General features: G+C 52.7%; 16 protein-coding genes and 1 pseudogene. 10 read left to right on the top strand and 7 right to left on the bottom strand.

Features of this window, described 5'->3' with window-relative positions; translation table 11 throughout:
* The first annotated feature begins 393 nt into the window (after nt 1–393).
* Nucleotides 394–1614, top strand: coding sequence for a CynX/NimT family MFS transporter (locus tag ACNT1W_RS21730; protein WP_419246128.1), 1221 nt, complete (start codon nt 394–396; stop codon nt 1612–1614).
* Here the strand turns inward: ACNT1W_RS21730 and ACNT1W_RS21735 are convergent.
* The 3 genes from ACNT1W_RS21735 to ACNT1W_RS21745 form a co-directional block, all read right to left on the bottom strand.
* Nucleotides 1604–1777, bottom strand: a complete 174-nt coding sequence (locus tag ACNT1W_RS21735) for a hypothetical protein (protein ID WP_017893836.1) — start codon at nt 1775–1777, stop codon at nt 1604–1606. The genes ACNT1W_RS21730 and ACNT1W_RS21735 overlap by 11 nt on opposite strands.
* A gap of 11 nt (nt 1778–1788) precedes the next feature.
* On the bottom strand, nt 1789–1902 hold the full coding sequence (locus ACNT1W_RS21740) for a YmiA family putative membrane protein (protein WP_017893837.1): 114 nt from the start codon (nt 1900–1902) through the stop codon (nt 1789–1791).
* A 402-nt stretch (nt 1903–2304) separates the two neighbouring features.
* Nucleotides 2305–3957: a multidrug ABC transporter permease/ATP-binding protein gene (locus tag ACNT1W_RS21745; RefSeq protein ID WP_017893838.1), complete on the bottom strand. Its 1653-nt coding sequence runs from the start codon at nt 3955–3957 to the stop codon at nt 2305–2307.
* Nucleotides 3958–4110: 153 nt separating this feature from the next.
* Here ACNT1W_RS21745 and ACNT1W_RS21750 point away from each other — a divergent pair, with 153 nt between their 5' ends.
* The 3 genes and pseudogenes from ACNT1W_RS21750 (at nt 4111) to lldD (ending at nt 8123) form a co-directional block, all read left to right on the top strand.
* A complete protein-coding gene (locus tag ACNT1W_RS21750) occupies nt 4111–5031 on the top strand; it encodes a LysR family transcriptional regulator (protein ID WP_259191580.1) in 921 nt (306 codons plus the stop codon).
* A gap of 325 nt (nt 5032–5356) precedes the next feature.
* Nucleotides 5357–6946 (top strand): annotated as a pseudogene (locus tag ACNT1W_RS21755) (L-lactate permease); the annotation flags it as partial.
* 34 nt (nt 6947–6980) lie between these two features.
* A complete protein-coding gene (gene lldD / locus ACNT1W_RS21760) occupies nt 6981–8123 on the top strand; it encodes an FMN-dependent L-lactate dehydrogenase LldD (protein WP_419246129.1) in 1143 nt (380 codons plus the stop codon).
* Nucleotides 8124–8187: 64 nt separating this feature from the next.
* On the opposite strand, the gene ACNT1W_RS21765 is transcribed toward lldD, so the two are convergent.
* Nucleotides 8188–9138 (bottom strand): LysR family transcriptional regulator, encoded by a 951-nt coding sequence (locus ACNT1W_RS21765; RefSeq protein WP_218217312.1) that lies wholly within the window; start codon nt 9136–9138, stop codon nt 8188–8190.
* A gap of 140 nt (nt 9139–9278) precedes the next feature.
* Here ACNT1W_RS21765 and ACNT1W_RS21770 point away from each other — a divergent pair, with 140 nt between their 5' ends.
* Entirely contained in the window at nt 9279–9668 is a 390-nt protein-coding gene (locus tag ACNT1W_RS21770) for a tautomerase family protein (protein WP_012146560.1), read from the top strand.
* A 43-nt stretch (nt 9669–9711) separates the two neighbouring features.
* Here ACNT1W_RS21770 and ACNT1W_RS21775 read toward each other — a convergent pair whose 3' ends face one another.
* Nucleotides 9712–11478 carry an ABCB family ABC transporter ATP-binding protein/permease gene (locus ACNT1W_RS21775; RefSeq protein WP_041419027.1) on the bottom strand — a complete coding sequence of 589 codons (1767 nt, stop codon included), beginning with the start codon at nt 11476–11478 and terminating at the stop codon, nt 9712–9714.
* Between the two features lie 212 nt (nt 11479–11690).
* On the opposite strand from ACNT1W_RS21775, the gene ACNT1W_RS21780 reads away from it, so the two are divergent.
* The 4 genes from ACNT1W_RS21780 (at nt 11691) to cspA (ending at nt 15015) form a co-directional block, all read left to right on the top strand.
* On the top strand, nt 11691–12260 hold the full coding sequence (locus tag ACNT1W_RS21780; RefSeq protein WP_112363207.1) for an HdeD family acid-resistance protein: 570 nt from the start codon (nt 11691–11693) through the stop codon (nt 12258–12260).
* A 155-nt stretch (nt 12261–12415) separates the two neighbouring features.
* Complete coding sequence (cbpA, locus tag ACNT1W_RS21785; RefSeq protein WP_012146563.1) at nt 12416–13345, top strand: curved DNA-binding protein; 930 nt, start codon at nt 12416–12418, stop codon at nt 13343–13345.
* Nucleotides 13338–13643, top strand: coding sequence for a chaperone modulator CbpM (gene cbpM, locus ACNT1W_RS21790; RefSeq protein ID WP_012146564.1), 306 nt, complete (start codon nt 13338–13340; stop codon nt 13641–13643). The genes cbpA and cbpM overlap by 8 nt, the downstream gene beginning before the upstream one ends.
* A gap of 1159 nt (nt 13644–14802) precedes the next feature.
* The gene (gene cspA / locus ACNT1W_RS21795; RefSeq protein WP_012146565.1) at nt 14803–15015 is read left to right on the top strand and encodes an RNA chaperone/antiterminator CspA; all 213 of its coding nucleotides are present in this window, start codon (nt 14803–14805) and stop codon (nt 15013–15015) included.
* Nucleotides 15016–15178: 163 nt separating this feature from the next.
* Here the strand turns inward: cspA and ACNT1W_RS21800 are convergent, their stop codons facing one another.
* Nucleotides 15179–16519, bottom strand: a complete 1341-nt coding sequence (locus tag ACNT1W_RS21800; protein WP_419246130.1) for an anaerobic C4-dicarboxylate transporter — start codon at nt 16517–16519, stop codon at nt 15179–15181.
* Nucleotides 16520–16841: 322 nt separating this feature from the next.
* Nucleotides 16842–17756 (bottom strand): LysR family transcriptional regulator, encoded by a 915-nt coding sequence (locus tag ACNT1W_RS21805; RefSeq protein ID WP_012146567.1) that lies wholly within the window; start codon nt 17754–17756, stop codon nt 16842–16844.
* A 120-nt stretch (nt 17757–17876) separates the two neighbouring features.
* Between ACNT1W_RS21805 and ACNT1W_RS21810 the strand changes: the two genes are divergently transcribed.
* Nucleotides 17877–18620: an SDR family oxidoreductase gene (locus ACNT1W_RS21810; RefSeq protein WP_012146568.1), complete on the top strand. Its 744-nt coding sequence runs from the start codon at nt 17877–17879 to the stop codon at nt 18618–18620.
* Nucleotides 18621–18757: the final 137 nt, after the last annotated feature.

An 18757-nucleotide genomic window follows, 5' to 3' on the forward strand; every position in this document is an offset into this window, starting at 1 on the left:
CAGAAAAAGAGGCTAAAAACCTTTCGGATCGAAATGAAGTGAAAATATTAATGGCCAGTGAAAGGTAAAGTGAAATCTCTGCGTGGGCGCGGCTGCCGGGGTGAGGAGTCCAATGCGCAGCAGAAAACGAAAGAGGGGGTGCAGCGGCCCGGCTGGCTGACTTTTATTTCATCAGGTGATCGGGATCACATAACAGCAATTATCCCCTCCCGGCATGGCGTCGCAGACGCCGGAATGGCGCATACATCGCAAAACCAGCCCCTTGTCAGGTCAGGGGTTCTTCCCTACACTTGCGCGCAGACATTGGCCGCTGCCGATGCGTAAGCGTTAACGTCAATCAACGCATCATGCCATGCAGTATTGATTGACTGCCTGCCCTGGTGCGAGGAACTAATGCCCCAATCTGTCTTACCCCCAACGTCTGCTCCCCTAAAACGCAGCCGTTTACGCCACCCATTATTACTGGTCACCGGCATTATGCTGGTCGCGGCCAACCTGCGCGCCGCGCTCACCAGCGTCGGACCGTTACTGGAACAGATCCAGCAACAGTTGTTGCTGTCCGCCACCGCGGCCGGCCTGCTTAATTCATTGCCGTTGATCCTGTTTGCCGTGCTGTCACCAGTGACTCCTGGCCTGGCCAAACGCCTGGGGATTGAACGCACGCTGGGTATGGCACTGTTGTTGCTGGTTTTCGGCATCGCACTGCGTTCCCTGCCGCAACCCGGCATGTTATGGCTGGGCACTATCCTGATCGGCGCTGCCATCGCATTTGCCAACGTGGTCCTGCCGACGCTGGTGAAACGCGACTTTCCAGGCCGTGCCGCCGCCATGATTGCCGGTTACGCGGCGGTGATGTCACTGGTGGCCGCAACCGCTTCGGGTCTGGCGGTGCCGCTGGCGGGGTTGAATGGTCTCGGTTGGCGTTTTTCCCTGCTGTGCTGGAGCCTACCTGCGTTGTTGGCGCTGATTGTCTGGCTGCCGCAGCTGCGCCGTCCAGCGACTTCGGTGACTGCCGATGCCCCGGCGGTTCAGCCGGCGCCGCCCCGCTCCCCCTGGGACAGTGCGCTCGGATGGCAGGTGGCGCTGTTTATGGGCTTACAGTCCATCACCTTCTATACCATTATCGGCTGGTTTAGCGCCTTCGCCGCCAGCCATGGCACCTCGCCGCAGCAGGCGGGGTTTGAGCTGTTTATCTATCAGGTGGTGGCAATCGCCGCCAACTTTGTGATGGTGTTTATTCTGCCGCGCGCACGCGATCAGCGGGCTATTGCGCTGTGCAGTTCACTGCTGATTTTTATCGGCGTCGCCGGGCTGCTGCTGCTGCCAACCTATTCTCTGATTTGGTTGATTTTTGCCGGTCTGGGGGCGGGAAGTTCTTTGGTACTGGCGCTGTCGTTCTTTGGCCTGCGCAGCAGCCATCATCACCAGGCCACGCAACTGTCAGGCATGGCGCAATCGGTAGGCTATTTACTGGCCGCGCTGGGGCCGACGCTGTTCGGTCTGTTACATGACCTGACTCAGGGCTGGCAGTTGCCGCTGAGCATTCTGCTGGGCCTGACGCTGCTGCAGATGCTGTTCGGCATATTGGCCGGGCGCAATAGAGTTATTCGTTAACGCCGGGCCGGGTGGCCGGTTTCGGTACGGGTTCCGTGGCATCGTCCTGCCAGAGATCGTTGATAAAATCCCGTTGTTGTTGGGTCAACTGCCATAAAGGGGGGATCTTGACCGGGCTGTCATCCCGGGCGCCCCCTTTCTTCTTTACGCGCTTTTTGTCCATCGATTTGTTTCCTAAATAAGCAGCCAGTAAATCACGGCGGCAACGGCCAGCCAAAACACCCCGCAGCCGATAAATACGCACAGCCAAGCTTTACGTTTGATATCCGCGTCATCCTTGCTTATCACAGCCGCCTCATCTAATAGATTAAACTAATCAAAATGCAATTATTGATCTATTTAAACGATCAATAAAGAAGTTTGTTCCTATAGAAATTTAAAAAATATCTGCTACTCATGTACCTAAAGTCAGGTATGCGGCAGAAAGACAACAGGATTAGTCAGGTCATTGGCGCCAGATTTGGGGTGGATTAATCGACAAGCCGCAGTGTGGCACAAGCAGATAGATCAAAATTAAACCACTATTCAATAAATCAAAACACAATTAATCAGCACAACTTAAGTTAAATTGGCGACAATTTAGGCTGGGGAGTGACCATGAAGCACGGGGATATGCTGATTTTAGCGGATAGCGCCATGCGAGAAGAATGGATAACCCAGCCCAATAGTGCAGGCCGGGTGATATTAATTTCAGTCAATCTGCGAAACCGAGTCCTTGCTGGCACGTTCACGTTCGCTGCCGGTCAACTCGCTGAGGCGCCCGTCACGCATTTGCAGCAGCCGATCGGCATGTTCGAAGTAATGATCGTCATGGCTGATGGCAAACACCGTTTTGCCCAAAGCGCGTAACTGCGGTAGCAGTTCACGATAGAATATTCGGCGAAATTGCGGATCCTGATCCGCCGCCCATTCGTCCAATAGCAAAATATCCCGCTTCTCCGCCACTGCCAGCAGCAGCGCCAGTCGCTTGCGCTGCCCCTGCGACAACTGTGGATTAGTTACCCGCAGGCCGTCGAATTGCAATTTGCTTTTCATGTTCAAACGGTTAAGCCAGCTTTCCACCAGTTCGGCATCCGGCTGTTCGCCTTCAGGCCCCTGCAAATGGTGGAACGGATGAAAGTCGGTGAAAATGGCGGAGAACAAACGACGATAGTCAGACATATCGTTCGGAGTCTGTGGCACGCCATCCAGCAAGATTTGTCCACTGACCGGCTGATATAACCCGGTCAGCAACATCGCCAGCGTCGACTTCCCACTGCCGTTACCGCCAATCAGGAAGACCAGTTCACCACGTTGCAACCTCAGGTCGATCGGCCCAACGGCGAACCCCGTTTTTTGCTCCGTCGCGCCATAGTGGAACATCACATCGCGCAGCTCCAGGGTTTGCCAGGCTTTGGCCGCTACCGCAGGAAACTCGGGTTGATAATCGGCAAGTCGCAGCGCTTTGACCTTGCCGAAGGCAACTTCGGCACCGATCAGCGTCGGGAATGCCCCCACCGCCTGCAGCAACGGGGTACGCAGGAACAGCAACGTCAGCGAGTAGGTTGCCGCGACGGTGGTATCGGCCCAGCCCAGGCTGTTGGCCATGTAAAACACCAAACCAATCGCCCCCAACATCATGATATTCGACCAGTTCACCGCACTGAGATGGTAGGTATCGGCGCGGATAATGTGCTGTCGATAATCTTCGGCATCCGGCTGGTAGGCCTGCTGGTACAGCGCTTTTGCACGATCGCGGTTCAATGCCAGCTCTTTGCGGCCGTCAATCGCAGACTGATAGTGTTCATAGAGGCGCTCTTCGGCCTCTCGCACGCTGGTCAAATGACGATACACCCGCGAGACCAGACAGCCGCTGCCAAATACCGTCACCGCGACCCAAACGGCGGTGACCGCCAGCATCTGCGGAGATAGCCAGCCCAGATAGGCCGCCGACCCCAGCGTCAGTATCACCCCTTGCACCAGCTCCGGCAGGCGAACAAAGGCAATGGTGATATTTCGTATATCACTGGCCAGACTCGCCAACAGTGAGGCGCTGCCCAGTTGCTCTATCCGCTCGATATCGGTATCCAGGATCTGTTTCACCAGTTGGCCGCGCAGTCGGAACACAAAATGGTGGCCGAGCGTGGTCAGCGCCAGCTGCGAGCCCAGCGTGACCGCCATCAGCAACGCCAGCAGCCCGAGGAACTCAGGCAATACGGCCAGCGGGTTGCCCGCCACCGTCATCAGCCGCAAATTTATAAAGGCGATGATGCCTATACCCAGCGCCGCACTGGCCATGGTCAACGCCATTACCGCCAGAAACGGCCAGCGATACTGGCGGTAAACCACCCGTAGCAACTCCATGAAGAACCCTTAGCCTGAAATCTTGAGATGGCAGGCATTGTAAGCGGCCAAAAAGTGATATCAATAACAATTCTCATATTGTCGCCAACGATTGATTCCTGAACCTGAGGATTTACACTGGCCGTTACTCCGGGACGAGGAAAACACCCACCGATGCTGCCCACACATGAATACGCCAACGACCTGATCCTGTTCGCCCTGATTGTTGACTGCGGTTCTTTCAGCAAAGCCGCTGAAACCGCCGGCATCACCAGCTCGGTGGTCAGCAAGCGCATTGGTCGCCTGGAGAAATCTCTCGGCGCACGCCTGCTGTACCGCACCACCCGCAGCCTGACGCTAACCGAAAACGGCCAAAGCCTGTACCGTCAGGCCAAAGAAATCAGCGCAAAAACTCAGGAAGCCCTGAACGTCATCAGTGAACACAGCGATGAACTGACCGGCATCATCCGCATGTCGGTGCCAACCATTTCAGGGGAATTGTTGTTAAGTGAAAGCGTGGCGGAATTTTGTGCCCTTCACCCAAACCTGAAGGTGGAAATGCGGCTGGAAAATCGCTTTGCCGATTTGGTCAACGAAGGGATAGATCTGGCTATCCGCACCGGCACCCTGCCGGATTCCAGCCTGATCGCCCGTCCGATCCTGAACTCCCGCTGGGTGATCGTTTGCTCGCCCAGCTATCTGCAGCAATATTCTGAGCCGAAGTCAGCAGGCGACCTGCTCGAGCATAACTGTCTGACCTATACCTATCAGGAAAGCGGCACTGACAACTGGCTGATGAAGCAGCCGGGCAGCAACAAGATTTATGAACTGCAGGTTAGTGGCAACCTGTCCGCCAATAACGCCCGGGCGATCCGCAAGGCGGTGATCGCCGGTTATGGCATTGCCATGGTGCCACGCTGCATGGTGTACGAGGATTTACAGGAAGGTAGCATGGTGGAGGTTTTGAGCGGCCACTGTGGCAAGGTATTAGGTATTTACGCGGTTTACCCTTATACCCGCAATTTACCGTTAAAAACCCGGCTGCTGATCGAACATATCATTACGTCCTATCAGAATATCAGTCACTATTTTTGAAGTGAGTCACATAATTATTTTTCGTTGGCTCGTGAGCGAGCCGCGGGATTACTCCATTTTTGAATATAATCTATTGGTAATTATTGTGTAATCAATGTGACCCAGCACATTCATCACACAACAAAAAATTATATCCAATTGATTTTAAATCAAATAAAAACAAACCCAATAATCGGAAATCATCCCGCAAAGTCACTATACCGACCCACATCCCCATCCTGGAAAATTGCAGAATAGAACATCAGCCAGCGTTGTGATTAGAATGAAAATGTTGCGGTAATTAACCTTCCGGCTACATACCTCTACAAATAACTATAATAACGCTGAGGCTCTTATGTCCCTGTTTTTCAGTATTGCGCCGATCGTCCTGCTGATTTGGATGATGACCAAAAAGAACGGTGTGCCCTCTTATATCGCGCTGCCCTTAACGGCCGCTGCCGTGTATGGCGTGCAAATGTTTTGGTTCGACAGTCTGCCCCTGCTGCTGCACGCCAATATCATTACCGCACTGGTGTCGGTTTTCACCCCGATAACCATTATTGCCGGCGCGATTTTGCTGAATAAGCTGATGCAAATCAGCGGTGCGGAAAACGTGGTTCGTCGTTGGCTGGAAAATATCAGCCCCAATCCGGTTGCTCAGTTGATGATTATCGGTTGGGCATTCGCCTTTATGATTGAAGGCGCCAGCGGATTCGGCACGCCAGCCGCCATTGCCGCCCCCATTCTGGTCGGGCTAGGCTTTAACCCCCTGCGCGTTGCGCTGCTGACGCTGGTCATGAACTCGGTTCCCGTCTCATTCGGTGCCGTCGGCACGCCCACCTGGTTCGGCTTTGCCAATTTGGGGTTATCCGATGCCAGCCTGCTGGAAATTGGCCGTCAGACCGCGTTGATCCACTTTGTCGCCGGATTTGTTATCCCATTGCTGGCGCTGCGTTTTATCGTTTCCTGGCGTGAAATTCGCTATAACCTGCCGTTTATTTTACTCAGCGTCTTGAGTTGCACGGTGCCTTACCTGCTGCTGGCACAGGTTAACTATGAATTCCCGGCTCTGGTGGGCGGCGCCATTGGCCTGATGCTGTCGGTGCTGTTGGCGCGTGCCGGCATCGGCCTGACCCGCTGCGAAGGCAAAACATCTCCCCAGGCCGTGCCATTCGTTCAGGTCATCAAGGCAATGACCCCGACCCTGCTGCTGATTGCTATTCTGATAGTGACCCGTATCCACCAGTTGGGCATCAAAGCGCTGCTCAACAGCAGCGCACTGCTGTGGCAAGGGAGCCTCGGCAACCTGGGTGAGCTACGCGTCAGCAATGCCCTGATCATTGAATTGCAGCAGGTATTCGGCACTTCTGCCGCCGCCAGCTACAAAACGCTGTATGTACCCGCACTGATCCCTTTCTTGCTGGTGGTCGTGCTGTGTATTCCCCTGTTCCGGCTGAACTGCAGGCAGGTAAAACAGATGTTCGCAGAAACCGGTGGGCGCGTGGCTAAACCCTTTATCGCCCTGTTTGGTGCGCTGGTGATGGTCAACCTGATGATGCTGGGCGGCGACAATGCGCCGGTGATCCTCATCGGCAAGGCGTTGGCGGCATTGACGGGGGAAAGCTGGCTGCTGTTCTCTTCTTTCCTTGGGGCGCTGGGTTCGTTTTTCTCCGGTTCCAATACCGTTTCCAACCTGACGTTCGGCGGCATCCAGCAGTCTATCGCCCTGAGCAGCGGGCTAAACGTCAACCTGACGCTGGCACTGCAATCCGTCGGGGGAGCGATGGGCAACATGATATGCCTGAACAATATTATCGCCGTTTGCTCAATCCTCGGGATCGGCAATGCCGAAGGCAAAATTATCAAAAAGACCGTATTGCCCATGTTGGTGTACGGGGGGATCGCCGCTGTGATGGCGCAGGCAATGATCCTCTGAGCGTAAAAGCCCATTATCGAAATAAGGTATAAATATGATTATCTCCGCTTCAACCGATTACCGGGCCGCTGCACAGGCTAAGCTCCCGCCTTTTCTGTTTCACTATATTGACGGCGGGGCCTACGCGGAACACACGCTACGACGCAACACGGAAGACCTGGCGGGCATCGCGCTGCGCCAGCGCATACTGCGCAATATGTCCGACCTCAGCCTGGAAACCAGCCTGTTCGGTGAAAAACTGGCGATGCCGGTGATCCTCGGCCCGGTCGGGTTAACCGGTATGTACGCCCGACGCGGTGAAGTCCAGGCAGCCAAAGCCGCCGCGCAGAAAGGCATTCCTTTTACCCTGTCGACGGTCTCTGTTTGCCCGATTGAAGAAGTGGCACCGGCAATCGATCGGCCGATGTGGTTCCAACTGTACGTATTGAAAGATCGGGGCTTTATGCGCAATGCGCTGGAGCGCGCCAAAGCCGCCGGGGTGAAAACCCTGGTATTCACCGTCGATATGCCGGTGCCCGGTGCGCGTTACCGCGACGCCCACTCCGGCATGAGTGGCCCCAATGCCGCCGTGCGCCGCATGTTGCAGGCGGTGACCCATCCGCAGTGGGCCTGGGACGTCGGGCTGTGCGGCAAGCCGCACGATCTGGGCAACGTCTCGGCCTATCGCGGCAAACCCACCAGCCTGGAAGACTATATCGGCTGGCTGGGTACCAACTTCGATCCCTCCATCTCCTGGAAGGATCTGGACTGGATCCGCGAGTTCTGGCAAGGCCCGATGATCATCAAAGGCATTTTGGATCCCGAAGACGCCAAAGATGCGGTGCGCTTTGGTGCCGACGGTATTGTGGTATCCAACCACGGCGGCCGCCAGCTGGACGGCGTGTTATCCACTGCCCATGCGCTGCCGGCGATTGCCGAGGCGGTAAAAGGCGATATCACCCTGCTGGCCGACTCCGGCATTCGCAGCGGGCTGGACGTGGTGCGCATGATTGCTCTGGGCGCCGACGGCGTGCTGCTGGGGCGCGCCTTTGCCTATGCGCTGGCCGCCGCCGGGCAGGCCGGAGTCGCCAACCTGCTCGAGCTGATCGATAAAGAAATGCGCGTCGCCATGACGCTGATCGGCGCGAAAACCATCGCGGACATCAACGCCGACTCGCTGGTCCAGGGGCTGCGTTAATCACATCGTTCTTATAATTAGCGTTACCATTGCGCCAGCCTTGGTGGGTGGTAACGCTGGCAATTCAGCACCCGGCAGACGAAAACCCCTCGGCAAAGGCACTGCGCAGATAACGGCTGAACTCCGCCACCGCTCGCGAGACCTGGGGCGCATAAGGGCGTACCACATAAAGGCTGTCAGCAAAGGCATCTATCGGCCGCCAGGCCGGTAATACCTCGATCAATCTGCCGTCTGCCAATGCCTGCTGCGCGCTAAAGTCTGGCAACAGGGCAATGCCCAAGCCTTCCGCTGCCGCATCACGTATCGACTCGCTGTTGTTGGTGGCAAACGGGCCGCTGACCGGCACCCGAATCTTTTCTGTCTTGCCCTCTGCTGCCTGTTTGGCGACAAAGCTCCAGCTCGGGGATTCACTGCTGCGAGGATAATAAAGACACTGATGCCGTTGCAGATCGGCCGGTGAAACCGGCATGCCGTGCCGTTTCACGTAGTCTGCCGAGGCCACCGCCAAGGTTTCGGTCTGGCACAGCCGCCAGGCAACATGGGTATCAGGCAGGTTGTCACTGTGGCGGATCGCCAAATCAAACCCTTCGCTGGTTAACGACACCAGCCGGTCGGACACCTCAAGCTGCAACCGCACCTCCGGATTAGCACGCAGAAAGCCGGTAATACGTGGCACCAGCTGCTGGCGGGCAAACGCCACCGGCGCCGTCACCCGTACCGAACCACGCAGCGGCCCGGCCGAATCGCAAATGCCGGAGAAACTCTGCTTTATCTGCGCGAAAGGCTGGCGCAGTTCCTCCACCAGTCGCAGCCCGGCATCGGTCAGTCTGACGCTGCGCGTCGTGCGTTGCACCAGCGGCACCCCGGCCAAGGTTTCAATCTCTTTGATTTTTTGGCTCATCGCCGCTTTGCTGACATCCAGCCGCTCCGCCGCACGGGTAAAACTGCCCTGCTCGGCCAGCACGGTGAGCCAGTGCAAATGGGTCCACAGGGTTTCTATTTTTGGGTTTTTCATCGTCGACTGTTCATTTATATAAACAATGAGTTCAAGTATAGCGCTTCTTCCCACACCGCCGCTTGGCTAAGATGGGTTCTCCAGGGCGAAGATGACTCGCTGCCTCATATCGAGATTAACCCACTGACAGGATTATAAAAATGCCATTACTTATCTTTGAAGTCATTGAGGGCCGCAGCGAAGCCGAACTGAAAACCCTGCTCGATGCTGCCCACCGCGCGGTGCTCAGCGCCTTTGAGGTCCCGCCGCGTGACAGGTACCAGATTGTTCATGAAAACAAGGCTCACCATATGGTGATTGAAGACACCGGCCTTAACCTGACTCGCACCCGCGATTTGGTGGTGGTACGGGTGATTACCAGCCCGCGACCCGAGCAGCAGAAACAGCGTTTTTATGCCGATCTCAGCCGGGAGCTGAAGGAGAACTGTGGGATTGAAGGCAGTGACCTGATGGTGTCAATCACCACCAACAGTCAGGGCGACTGGAGTTTCGGCAACGGTGTAGCGCAGTACCTGACCGGCGATCTATAAACGACAATCCCCAGGCGCAGTAAAGCGCCCGGGGTCAACACCTTCAGGGCTGCTGTTCGTCGTTATATTGGTTTTGCCACATCGCAGCATAGCGGCCATTGGCTGCCAGCAAGGCTTCATGCCGTCCGCGCTCAACGATTTCACCGGCATCCAGCACGATAATTTCATCGGCATCCACCACCGTCGATAAACGGTGCGCAATCACCAGCGTGGTGTGGTCACGGCTCACTTCACGTAAGTGCGACTGGATTTCGCGTTCGGTCTGGGTATCCAGCGCGCTGGTGGCTTCGTCGAAAACCAGGATCGCCGGATTTTTCAGAATGGTACGAGCAATCGCCACCCGTTGCTTTTCACCGCCGGACAGCTTAAGCCCACGCTCCCCCACCCGGGTTTGATAGCCGTCGGGCAGGCTGACGATAAACTCATGTATATGCGCCAACCTGGCGGCCCGCTCGATCTCGTCCTGGCTCGAGCCGGTTTTACCGTAGCCAATGTTGTAGCCCAGCGTATCGTTAAACAATACGGTGTCCTGCGGCACGATGCCGATCGCCGCACGCAGGCTGGCCTGTTTCAGGCTGCGGATATCCTGGCCGTCAATCGAGACCGAGCCACCGCTCACGTCATAGAAACGAAACAGCAACCGGGACAGCGTGGACTTGCCCGCCCCCGAGGCTCCGACCACCGCGACCGTGTTACCGGCCGGAATAGTGAAGCTGACGTTTTTCAGGATCGGCCGACGCGCATCATAGCCAAAGCTGACCGAGTCAAAACTCACCTCGCCAGCAGCCAGGTGCAGCGCCTTCGCATCCGGCCGATCGACGATTTCCTGCTCTTCCTGCAACAAATCGAACATGTTTTCCATATCGATCAGCGCCTGCCGGACCTCGGCATAAATAAAACCGAAGAAATTCAGCGGCTGATAGAGTTGCAGCAGATAGGCATTCACCAATACAAAGTCACCAATCGTCATGCGCCCTTGCACAATGCCCTGCGCCGCCATCGCCATCATCACGATCAGGCCGATGGAAATAATGGCAGTTTGCCCGAGGTTCAGAGCGGTAAAACTGAACTGGTTCTTGATGGCGGCATATTCATACAGCCGGCGCGACATATTAAAACGCTCGGCCTCGAAGTCTTCGTTACCGAAGTATTTTACCGTCTCATAATTGAGCAGGCTGTCGATAGATTTGGTATTGGCATCGGCATTCGCCTGATTAAGCTCGCGCCGAAAGCGGCTACGCCAACTGACCGCCATCACGGTAAACAGGATATAGCAGCCGACCGTCAGCAAAATGGCCAGTGCAAACCAACCGTTTAACAGATGCCACATGATCACCGCGACCAGGGTGATTTCGAACAAAATGGGGAAAATGGAGAACAGCAGCCGCGAAAGCACCGTTGCCACCGCCTGGGTACCGCGTTCGATCGATAACGATAACCCGCCGGTTTGGCGCTCCAGGTGAAAGCGCAGGCTCAGCGCGTGCAACTGTCTGAAAACCCGCAGCCCCAGTAATCGGGTGGCATTCTGGCTGACATGCACAAACATCACGTTGCGCAGCTCTTCAAATAACGCCCCACCGATACGGGCGACGCCATAGGCCAAAATCAATCCTATGGGGATGGCCAGCATTTTGGCGGTTTCGCCGCTCAGGGCGTCGATCATCGCTTTGTATGCCAGCGGCACCAGCGTGATACTGACCTTGGAAATCACCATGAAAGCAAAGGCAATAACCAGGTAATAACGCAGTTTAGGGTTATCTTTAGGCCACAGATAAGGCAGCAGAAATTTCAGTAAGCGGGAAGGAGCCATCATCGGATATCTATTATCTCGGTCAGCATAGCGGCATCGGTTTTATCTCTATTCTGGCACGTATGCCATGAAAAACCTTATGTAATCCACCTGCGAGACTCTTTTTGGTACCGGAGGAAAAACACCGCAGCCATGCATCATCCTCAAGGCGGCGTGTTCCACTATACTCAGTGGTGAACAGTACAGGACATTCAAAACAAGGGAGTTACATCATGCTAAATATGAATCATCTTCATTCGTTGAACATCGACGAACAGAGCCTAAAGAAACAACGCACCCCGCTGTTAATCATCTCGCTACTGCTGTTATTGGGCGGCCTTTTCTGCCTGTTCAGCCCCTTCGCCTCCGGCGCGGCGATCAGTATGGTCGTGGGGATTTTCTTGTTGCTGAGTGGATTCGGTCTGATTTTCGCCATGGTTGCCAACCGGTTGCAAAATACCTGGCCGATGATCGGCGGCATTCTGCTCGGGGTGGCTTACCTGATTATCGGCTACGTTTTTATCACCAACCCGGCGGTGGGCATTTTCGCCATGGCAATTTATCTCGCCGCCTTGTTTGCGCTGGGTGGGATTGCTCGTCTGATCGCCGGCTATAAGCTGCGTGAAGTTAAAGGAAGCTGGTTGCAATTGGTGATTGGCGTTCTGGATTTGGCGATTGCCTGGCTGCTGCTGAGCGCCGATCCCGTGACGTCGGTGGTGTTGGTGACCACCATTGTCGGCATTGAAATGCTGTTCAGCTCTTTTAGCCTGTTCCAGGTTGCCCGACTACTGAAACGGGCATGATCCCGCAGCGGAGCCACCCGGCTCCGCTTTTTGGTTGCCAAACCGCCTGATGACATCGGGACATCAACGACAAACAGCCCGACTAAGAGTAAAGTTTCACCCAATACAGGTTCAACTATCCCCCTGACGAAAGATTGAAGTGAGATGATAACGCTATGGAATTCAAGGACTACTATGCCATTTTAGGGGTTAAGCCGGCGGACGATCTCAAGGCAATCAAAACTGCCTATCGCCGACTGGCACGAAAATATCACCCCGACGTCAGCACCGAATCGAATGCCGAGGAACAGTTCAAACTGGTCGCCGAAGCCTATGAAGTGCTGAAAGACGACGAACGCCGCGCCGAATATGATCAACTGCGAGAGCACCGCAACGATCCCAATTTTGGCCGCCAGACGCAGCATGGCAGTGCTCATAACGCCGAAGATTTTTCCGATATTTTCTCCTCCATGTTCGGCGAACATGCCCGTGGCCAACAACATCGTCAACGACGTCAGGGCATGCGCGGCCAGGATGTTGAAATGGAAGTGGCTATCTTCCTGGAAGAAACCCAGGCCGAGCAAACCCGTACCATTCGCTATAGCCTGCCGGTATATAACGCTTTCGGCATGGTGGAGCAGGAAATTCCTAAAACCCTTAATGTGAAAATCCCCGCCGGCGTTGGCGATGGCGAACGCATTCGTCTTAAGGGCCAGGGCGGACCAGGAACTGACGGTGGTGCCAGCGGCGATCTCTATCTGATCATCCGCATTGCTCCGCATCCATTGTTCGACATCGTCGGTCACAATCTGGAGATCGTGCTGCCAGTCGCCCCGTGGGAAGCCGCACTCGGCGCCAAAGTACCGGTACCCACACTGAAAGACAGTATCCTGTTGACCATTCCTGCCGGTAGCCAAACCGGGCAGCGCTTGCGCATCAAGGGAAAAGGCCTGGTCGGCAAAAAAGAAACCGGGGATTTGTATGCCGTGATTAAGGTCATGATGCCACCGAAGCCGGACGAAAAAAGCGCCGCGCTGTGGCAACAGTTGGCAGAAGCCCAGCAGAGCTTCGATCCGCGCAAAGACTGGAGTAAGCAAAATGGCTAACGTAACAGTAACTTTCACCATTACCGAGTTTTGCCTGCATACCGGCGTTTCACAGGATGAGCTGACGGAAATTGTCGGGCTGGGAGTGATTCAACCGCGCGATCCCGAGACTGAAGACTGGATCTTTGACGATCGTGCATTAATCACCTTCCATCGCGCTGAGCAGTTGCATCGCGAGCTGGCTCTGGATTGGCCCGGAATTGCGGTAACGCTGACGCTGCTGGAAGAAATTGAGCATTTACGTAAAGAGAACAGTCAATTGCATCAACGGCTGGCCCGCTTTATCGCCAAGCCCTGATAGCATCAAAACCAGCCCGTTGCTTCTGCAGCGGGCTATGTCAGACACTGCCATTCTCTGCTGTTCCACTATAATTTTGTTTTCATTAATTAATTAAAAAATAAGTTTTACCCTACCGCCACTGTACGAATTTCAAGCATAATAAACCTCCTAAAACTCAAGATTTGAGGCTGAAAAATAAGCGTTCCATGATGCTTAGTCGATGATTATTATGAATACTGTTAATAAAGACATGTCATTAAAAACATGTTATTAAAAACAGTATTGACACCCCTTAAAAAACCAGTAGATTAGTAATCATCAACAGCGTAATAATAGCTTGTTGATAAAGGTAAAAGTATTGAAGTTTAGTTATTACAGTTATTTTTGCGATAAAGGCCACGAAGTATTTTTTGTATGGGCATCAGTATCGAGATAAGCAACATTCTCTATTGATGACGCTTTCAGGCCATGTAGTCAGTACCTACAATCGCAGGGTGTGTACCAACACGCGATGATGTAAGGCCATGTTCTAATTGTTTTTTGTTTGCGATTCTTCAGTTTAGTGCAACAGATCGCAATAGAAGTGAGGCCACGCATCAAAGAGTCTATATCGCGAGGGGAGATGTACCTGGTTAAGCCATCAATCTTTGAATATCTATCAGGATTGATGATAAACGTAAACTGGTAAATATAGGGGAGGTTTTAGTTCGCCCAATATTATCTGTGATAAACATGTACATTTAATGGTATACCTTAGCAGTAAGAAATCAGTAAGTTCATTAATGTTAAATTTGAAGTCGATAGTACCTTAAAAGCCCTGGCAACCATTGTCAGGGCTTTTATCTTTTCTACATCAGCCACATGACGATAAAAGATGCCTGCCACACAGCCTGAGTCCTGTCATTATCCCTCATGCGGCACCAAGGAAATATTGGCCTGCCAATGACATTAAGGAAATTAATCCTTGCTTAATAAATCAAACCAAGCCTACTATGGCAGCATCGGTTTGGAACACAGACCTTATGAAAGCAGTTTTAGTAAAGCAGTTCTCAGTTCAAGCGTTATCTCTAGATACCCTTCTTCATGAGCCTCCTCCTAAGTGCCCCATAAGTAAAAATCTGCAAAACAGGCCATGTTCGCCACGTTGAGTGGCTCAAAAAATGAAAAGGATATATCTATGTCTAACAAAATGACTGGTTTAGTAAAATGGTTTAACGCTGACAAAGGCTTCGGCTTTATCACTCCACAAGATGGCAGCAAAGATGTCTTCGTACATTTCTCCGCCATCCAGAGCAGCGATTTTAAAACCCTGGATGAAGGTCAGAAAGTAGAGTTCTCGATTGAGAACGGCGCTAAAGGCCCATCTGCTGTTAATGTTATCGCGCTTTAATCGCCGATAACCTCACTAAGACTTACGATAGCGATGAAGGCACCAGCCTGAGCAGTTAAGCATTAGTGATAAAAAACCCGCGTTGAGCGGGTTTTTTGCATTTCACATCTAAGAAAAATAGTGACTCATCAACAAACAATATTATCCAGCGCTACGCCCCCCGTTATAAGAACCCGTAGGCCGCGGCCAGCACCCAACCCATCACGCAGGATACGGAAACCCCGATCAAACCCACCATGATGAAACTGTGGTTGATGACGAACCGTCCGATGTTGGTTGTCCCGGAGCGATCGAACTGAATAGCCGCCAAATCGCTTGGGTAGGTGGGTAAAATATAGTAGCCATAACAAGCGGGAGCAGAAGCTACGATATAGGCCGGATCAACGCCGATAGCCAATGCGACAGGGACGATGGCTGCAAGTGCAGCGGCCTGAGAGTTAACAAACTTGGAAACCAGCAGCAAAATGATAGCGTAGGCCCAGGGATACTCTTTAACCAGGGTTCCCAGTACGGACTTTATCTCTTCCAAATGCGCACCAAACATAGTTTCGGCCATCCAGGCAATACCGTAAACCGCCACTATGGCAATCATGCCTGAACGGAAAACCTCGTTTTTTGAGATATTGGTCGGATTCGTTTTGGTCGCGATAATAATTACTGCACCTGCACACAGCATAAACATCTGGATGACCAATACCATGGAAAGTGGTTTCCCATTAATTAATGGCCGTAGTTCAGAAAAAGCGCCCAATAGCGCAACAATAGCTATGGTAGCCAGAAAAATCCACATAGCCACCCAGTTGCTGGTGGGCAATTTCTTATCCAGTAATGTTGCCGTTTCGCCATAAACGTATTTATAGTTTTCTGGGTCTGAAATGAAGCTTTGGAACTTTTCATCCTTATCCAGATCCTTACCCCGGAACCAACTGAATATACCAATAGCCAGAATGCCGCACAGGGTCGAGGGAATAGTAATGGCCAGCAGATCGAGAAACTCGAGGTGCTTGCCATTGAAGGTAAAATTACCCAACATGGCGACCAGCGACACCACAGCGACGGATACCGGGCTGGCTATAATGCCCATCTGTGCCCCGATAGAACTGGCTGCCATCGGCCTTTCCGGGCGAATGTTATTCTTGATTGCCACATCATAAATAATCGGCAAAATGGTGTATACCACATGCCCGGTACCGCAAAGAATGGTCAGGATGCAGGTCACAAAGGGAGCGACGATGGAGACATATTTAGGATTGCGGCGCAGCATACGCTCGGCAATCTGCAGCATCACGTCAAGCCCACCGGATGCCTGCAACGTCGCCGATGCGGCCACCACGGCGATGATAACCAGCATAACGTCAACCGGCGGTTTTCCGGGCGGTAAATGAAAAACGAAAACCAGGATGATTAATCCAATACCGCCGAGCAGCCCCAGTGCAATTCCACCTTTTCTGGCTCCATAAAATAGACAGATCAGTATGACAATAAGTTGAATGGTAAATAGCATGCTAACCTCATTATTATTGTTAAGAAGGTTAATAGTTAACTTATTTTCATTTTCATTGAGGGATAGCGATCACAAACAGATGGTTTTTTAAGTTAAAAAAGCGACTTAATATTCATGTAAAACCGAATTGTTTAAAATAGGTTGTTATTTTGTTTATTTTGTAAATAAATGGATATTGATTTTAATCTGTTTTTTATACTGACATAAAATGCCAAGACGGCTATTAGCGTAAATTCCACGGTATTTGCAGGCAGATAATATTCTGGAATGCACCGGAGATTACGGCTGCCTTCAATCTAATGCCAAACTGGCCCAGCTCACGCTAGCCAGCGTCATCGAGTCCATACGCAGGCTGGCTTAACTTCTCATAGAGATAGTCAAAAACCAGTCTAATTCTGGCCGGTACCGGCTCCTGATATGGCCGATATAAATTCAGCGGCCAAGGTTCCGGTGCATCATTTGGCAATACCGAGATCAACTGCCCACTGGCCAGATATTTTTCAACCAGGTAGCCCGCCATATGACCAAAGCCTATTCCTGCCAGGGCTGCATTGCGTTCGATATCCGGATCGTCAGTGATAAAAGCGGCCTGTTCTGGATGAAAACGACGTTTGTTACTGAATTCCCACGGCCAATATCTTCCAGTTTTACGGTTTATCAACGCAATGATCGGTAAAGACGATAATTCCTCAATGCTCTTCGGCAAGCCCGTACGTGCAAGCAATGACGGCGCCGCCACCAAATAAAAAGGCATCATTTTCGGCTGCCGGACGACGCAGGTTTGGTCATGCAAGAAGCCAATGCGTACGCCAATATCAATTTCCTCATCCACTAGATTGCTGTGAGTATTGGCGAGATGAAATTCCAGCGTAATCGCCGGATAAAGAACGGCCAGCTCGGTTAAGGCAGGCATGACCACCTCACGGCCAAAGGTATTGGGCGCCGTGATACGCACAATGCCACGAATGTCTTCTCGCATTTTATGCTTATCAGGAAATAGCTGTTCAAACTGGCTAATGACCTGTTTCGCCTGCTCCGCAAAGTCAGCGCCAAATTGGGTGATTTTTATTTGCCGGGTGTTACGGTGGAACAGTTGCTCCCCTCGTAACCGCTCCAGTTCTTTTATCGCACGGGTCACCTTCTGCGGCGAGATTGCCAGCCTTATCGCCACCTGTTTAAAACTGCTTTCTTCCGCAGCGGCGCAAAAAATTTGCAATGCCTCCAGCCGATTTTGCATCCTGTCACCTCATCACTATTCCATAATTTGGAATTTTGAAAGTATAACATTTCCATTTACCGGCAGCGTTAAAACGTCAGTATATGAGCCTCGATTGCAACTCATTTGAAGGACGTCGCTATGAACAACATTTCAGGTAAGGTCGTGGTAATAACGGGTGCCAGCAGCGGTTTAGGTGAGGCGACAGCCAGGCACCTGGCAGCCAAAGGTGCATGGTTAGTCCTGGCGGCACGCAGGAAAGAACGCCTCGATACGCTGGCAAGCGAGATCGTCAGCGCAGGAGGTAAGGCGCTGGCACTTCAGGTAGACGTGACCCAGCGCAGCGATGTTGAACAGATGGTCGCCAGAACGGTAGAACATTTTGGCCGAATCGACGTGTTGGTCAGTAACGCGGGCTTAATGTCGATCGCCCCCATCAGTGCAACCAAAGTGGACGAATGGGAGCGGATGATCGATATCAACGTCAAGGGCATGCTGTACGGGATTGCCGCGGCGCTGCCAATATTTGAAAAACAGCAAACGGGCCATTTCATTAACATCTCCTCCATTGCAGGTATGAAAGTCTTTAGCCCGGGTGGCACCGTGTACAGCGGAACCAAATTCGCCGTGCGCGCTATTTCAGAAGGTTTGCGCCATGAAGTCGGAGCACATATCCGCACCACGACGGTCTCTCCGGGACTCGTGGATACCGAACTGAAGTTCGGCAGTTCACACGCAGAAAGCCTGGCGGCCGTTAACGAGTTCTATCGGCAGCAGGCGATCCCCGCTGATTCAGTTGCACGAGCCATTGCCTATGCGATTGAACAGCCGGCAGACGTAGACATCAATGAGGTGATACTGCGCCCCACGGTACAGGAGTTTTAATTAAACGGACATACCCGGCCTATTGATAATAGAGCATTCTCTTTTCAACCATTAACCCATAGCGAGTGAACCTTATTAATCACTCAAACGATAATATACATCCATTACTTCAAGCGCTACCTAACCGAATTATATCC

It is taken from the genome of Serratia sp. NFX21 (assembly GCF_048517035.1).
Classification (GTDB): Bacteria; Pseudomonadota; Gammaproteobacteria; order Enterobacterales; family Enterobacteriaceae; genus Serratia; species Serratia quinivorans.

Excerpts from the sequence above, each read along its gene's own strand:
- lldD (WP_419246129.1), top strand. The coding sequence starts at position 6,981 with ATGATTATCTCCGCTTCAACCGATTACCGGGCCGCTGCACAGGCTAAG.
- ACNT1W_RS21730 (WP_419246128.1), top strand. The coding sequence starts at position 394 with ATGCCCCAATCTGTCTTACCCCCAACGTCTGCTCCCCTAAAACGCAGC.
- ACNT1W_RS21735 (WP_017893836.1), bottom strand. The coding sequence starts at position 1,777 with ATGGACAAAAAGCGCGTAAAGAAGAAAGGGGGCGCCCGGGATGACAGC.
- ACNT1W_RS21745 (WP_017893838.1), bottom strand. The coding sequence starts at position 3,957 with ATGGAGTTGCTACGGGTGGTTTACCGCCAGTATCGCTGGCCGTTTCTG.
- ACNT1W_RS21750 (WP_259191580.1), top strand. The coding sequence starts at position 4,111 with ATGCTGCCCACACATGAATACGCCAACGACCTGATCCTGTTCGCCCTG.
- cbpA (WP_012146563.1), top strand. The coding sequence starts at position 12,416 with ATGGAATTCAAGGACTACTATGCCATTTTAGGGGTTAAGCCGGCGGAC.
- ACNT1W_RS21780 (WP_112363207.1), top strand. The coding sequence starts at position 11,691 with ATGCTAAATATGAATCATCTTCATTCGTTGAACATCGACGAACAGAGC.
- ACNT1W_RS21775 (WP_041419027.1), bottom strand. The coding sequence starts at position 11,478 with ATGGCTCCTTCCCGCTTACTGAAATTTCTGCTGCCTTATCTGTGGCCT.
- ACNT1W_RS21810 (WP_012146568.1), top strand. The coding sequence starts at position 17,877 with ATGAACAACATTTCAGGTAAGGTCGTGGTAATAACGGGTGCCAGCAGC.
- ACNT1W_RS21765 (WP_218217312.1), bottom strand. The coding sequence starts at position 9,138 with ATGAAAAACCCAAAAATAGAAACCCTGTGGACCCATTTGCACTGGCTC.
- ACNT1W_RS21800 (WP_419246130.1), bottom strand. The coding sequence starts at position 16,519 with ATGCTATTTACCATTCAACTTATTGTCATACTGATCTGTCTATTTTAT.
- ACNT1W_RS21770 (WP_012146560.1), top strand. The coding sequence starts at position 9,279 with ATGCCATTACTTATCTTTGAAGTCATTGAGGGCCGCAGCGAAGCCGAA.
- cbpM (WP_012146564.1), top strand. The coding sequence starts at position 13,338 with ATGGCTAACGTAACAGTAACTTTCACCATTACCGAGTTTTGCCTGCAT.
- ACNT1W_RS21805 (WP_012146567.1), bottom strand. The coding sequence starts at position 17,756 with ATGCAAAATCGGCTGGAGGCATTGCAAATTTTTTGCGCCGCTGCGGAA.
- cspA (WP_012146565.1), top strand. The coding sequence starts at position 14,803 with ATGTCTAACAAAATGACTGGTTTAGTAAAATGGTTTAACGCTGACAAA.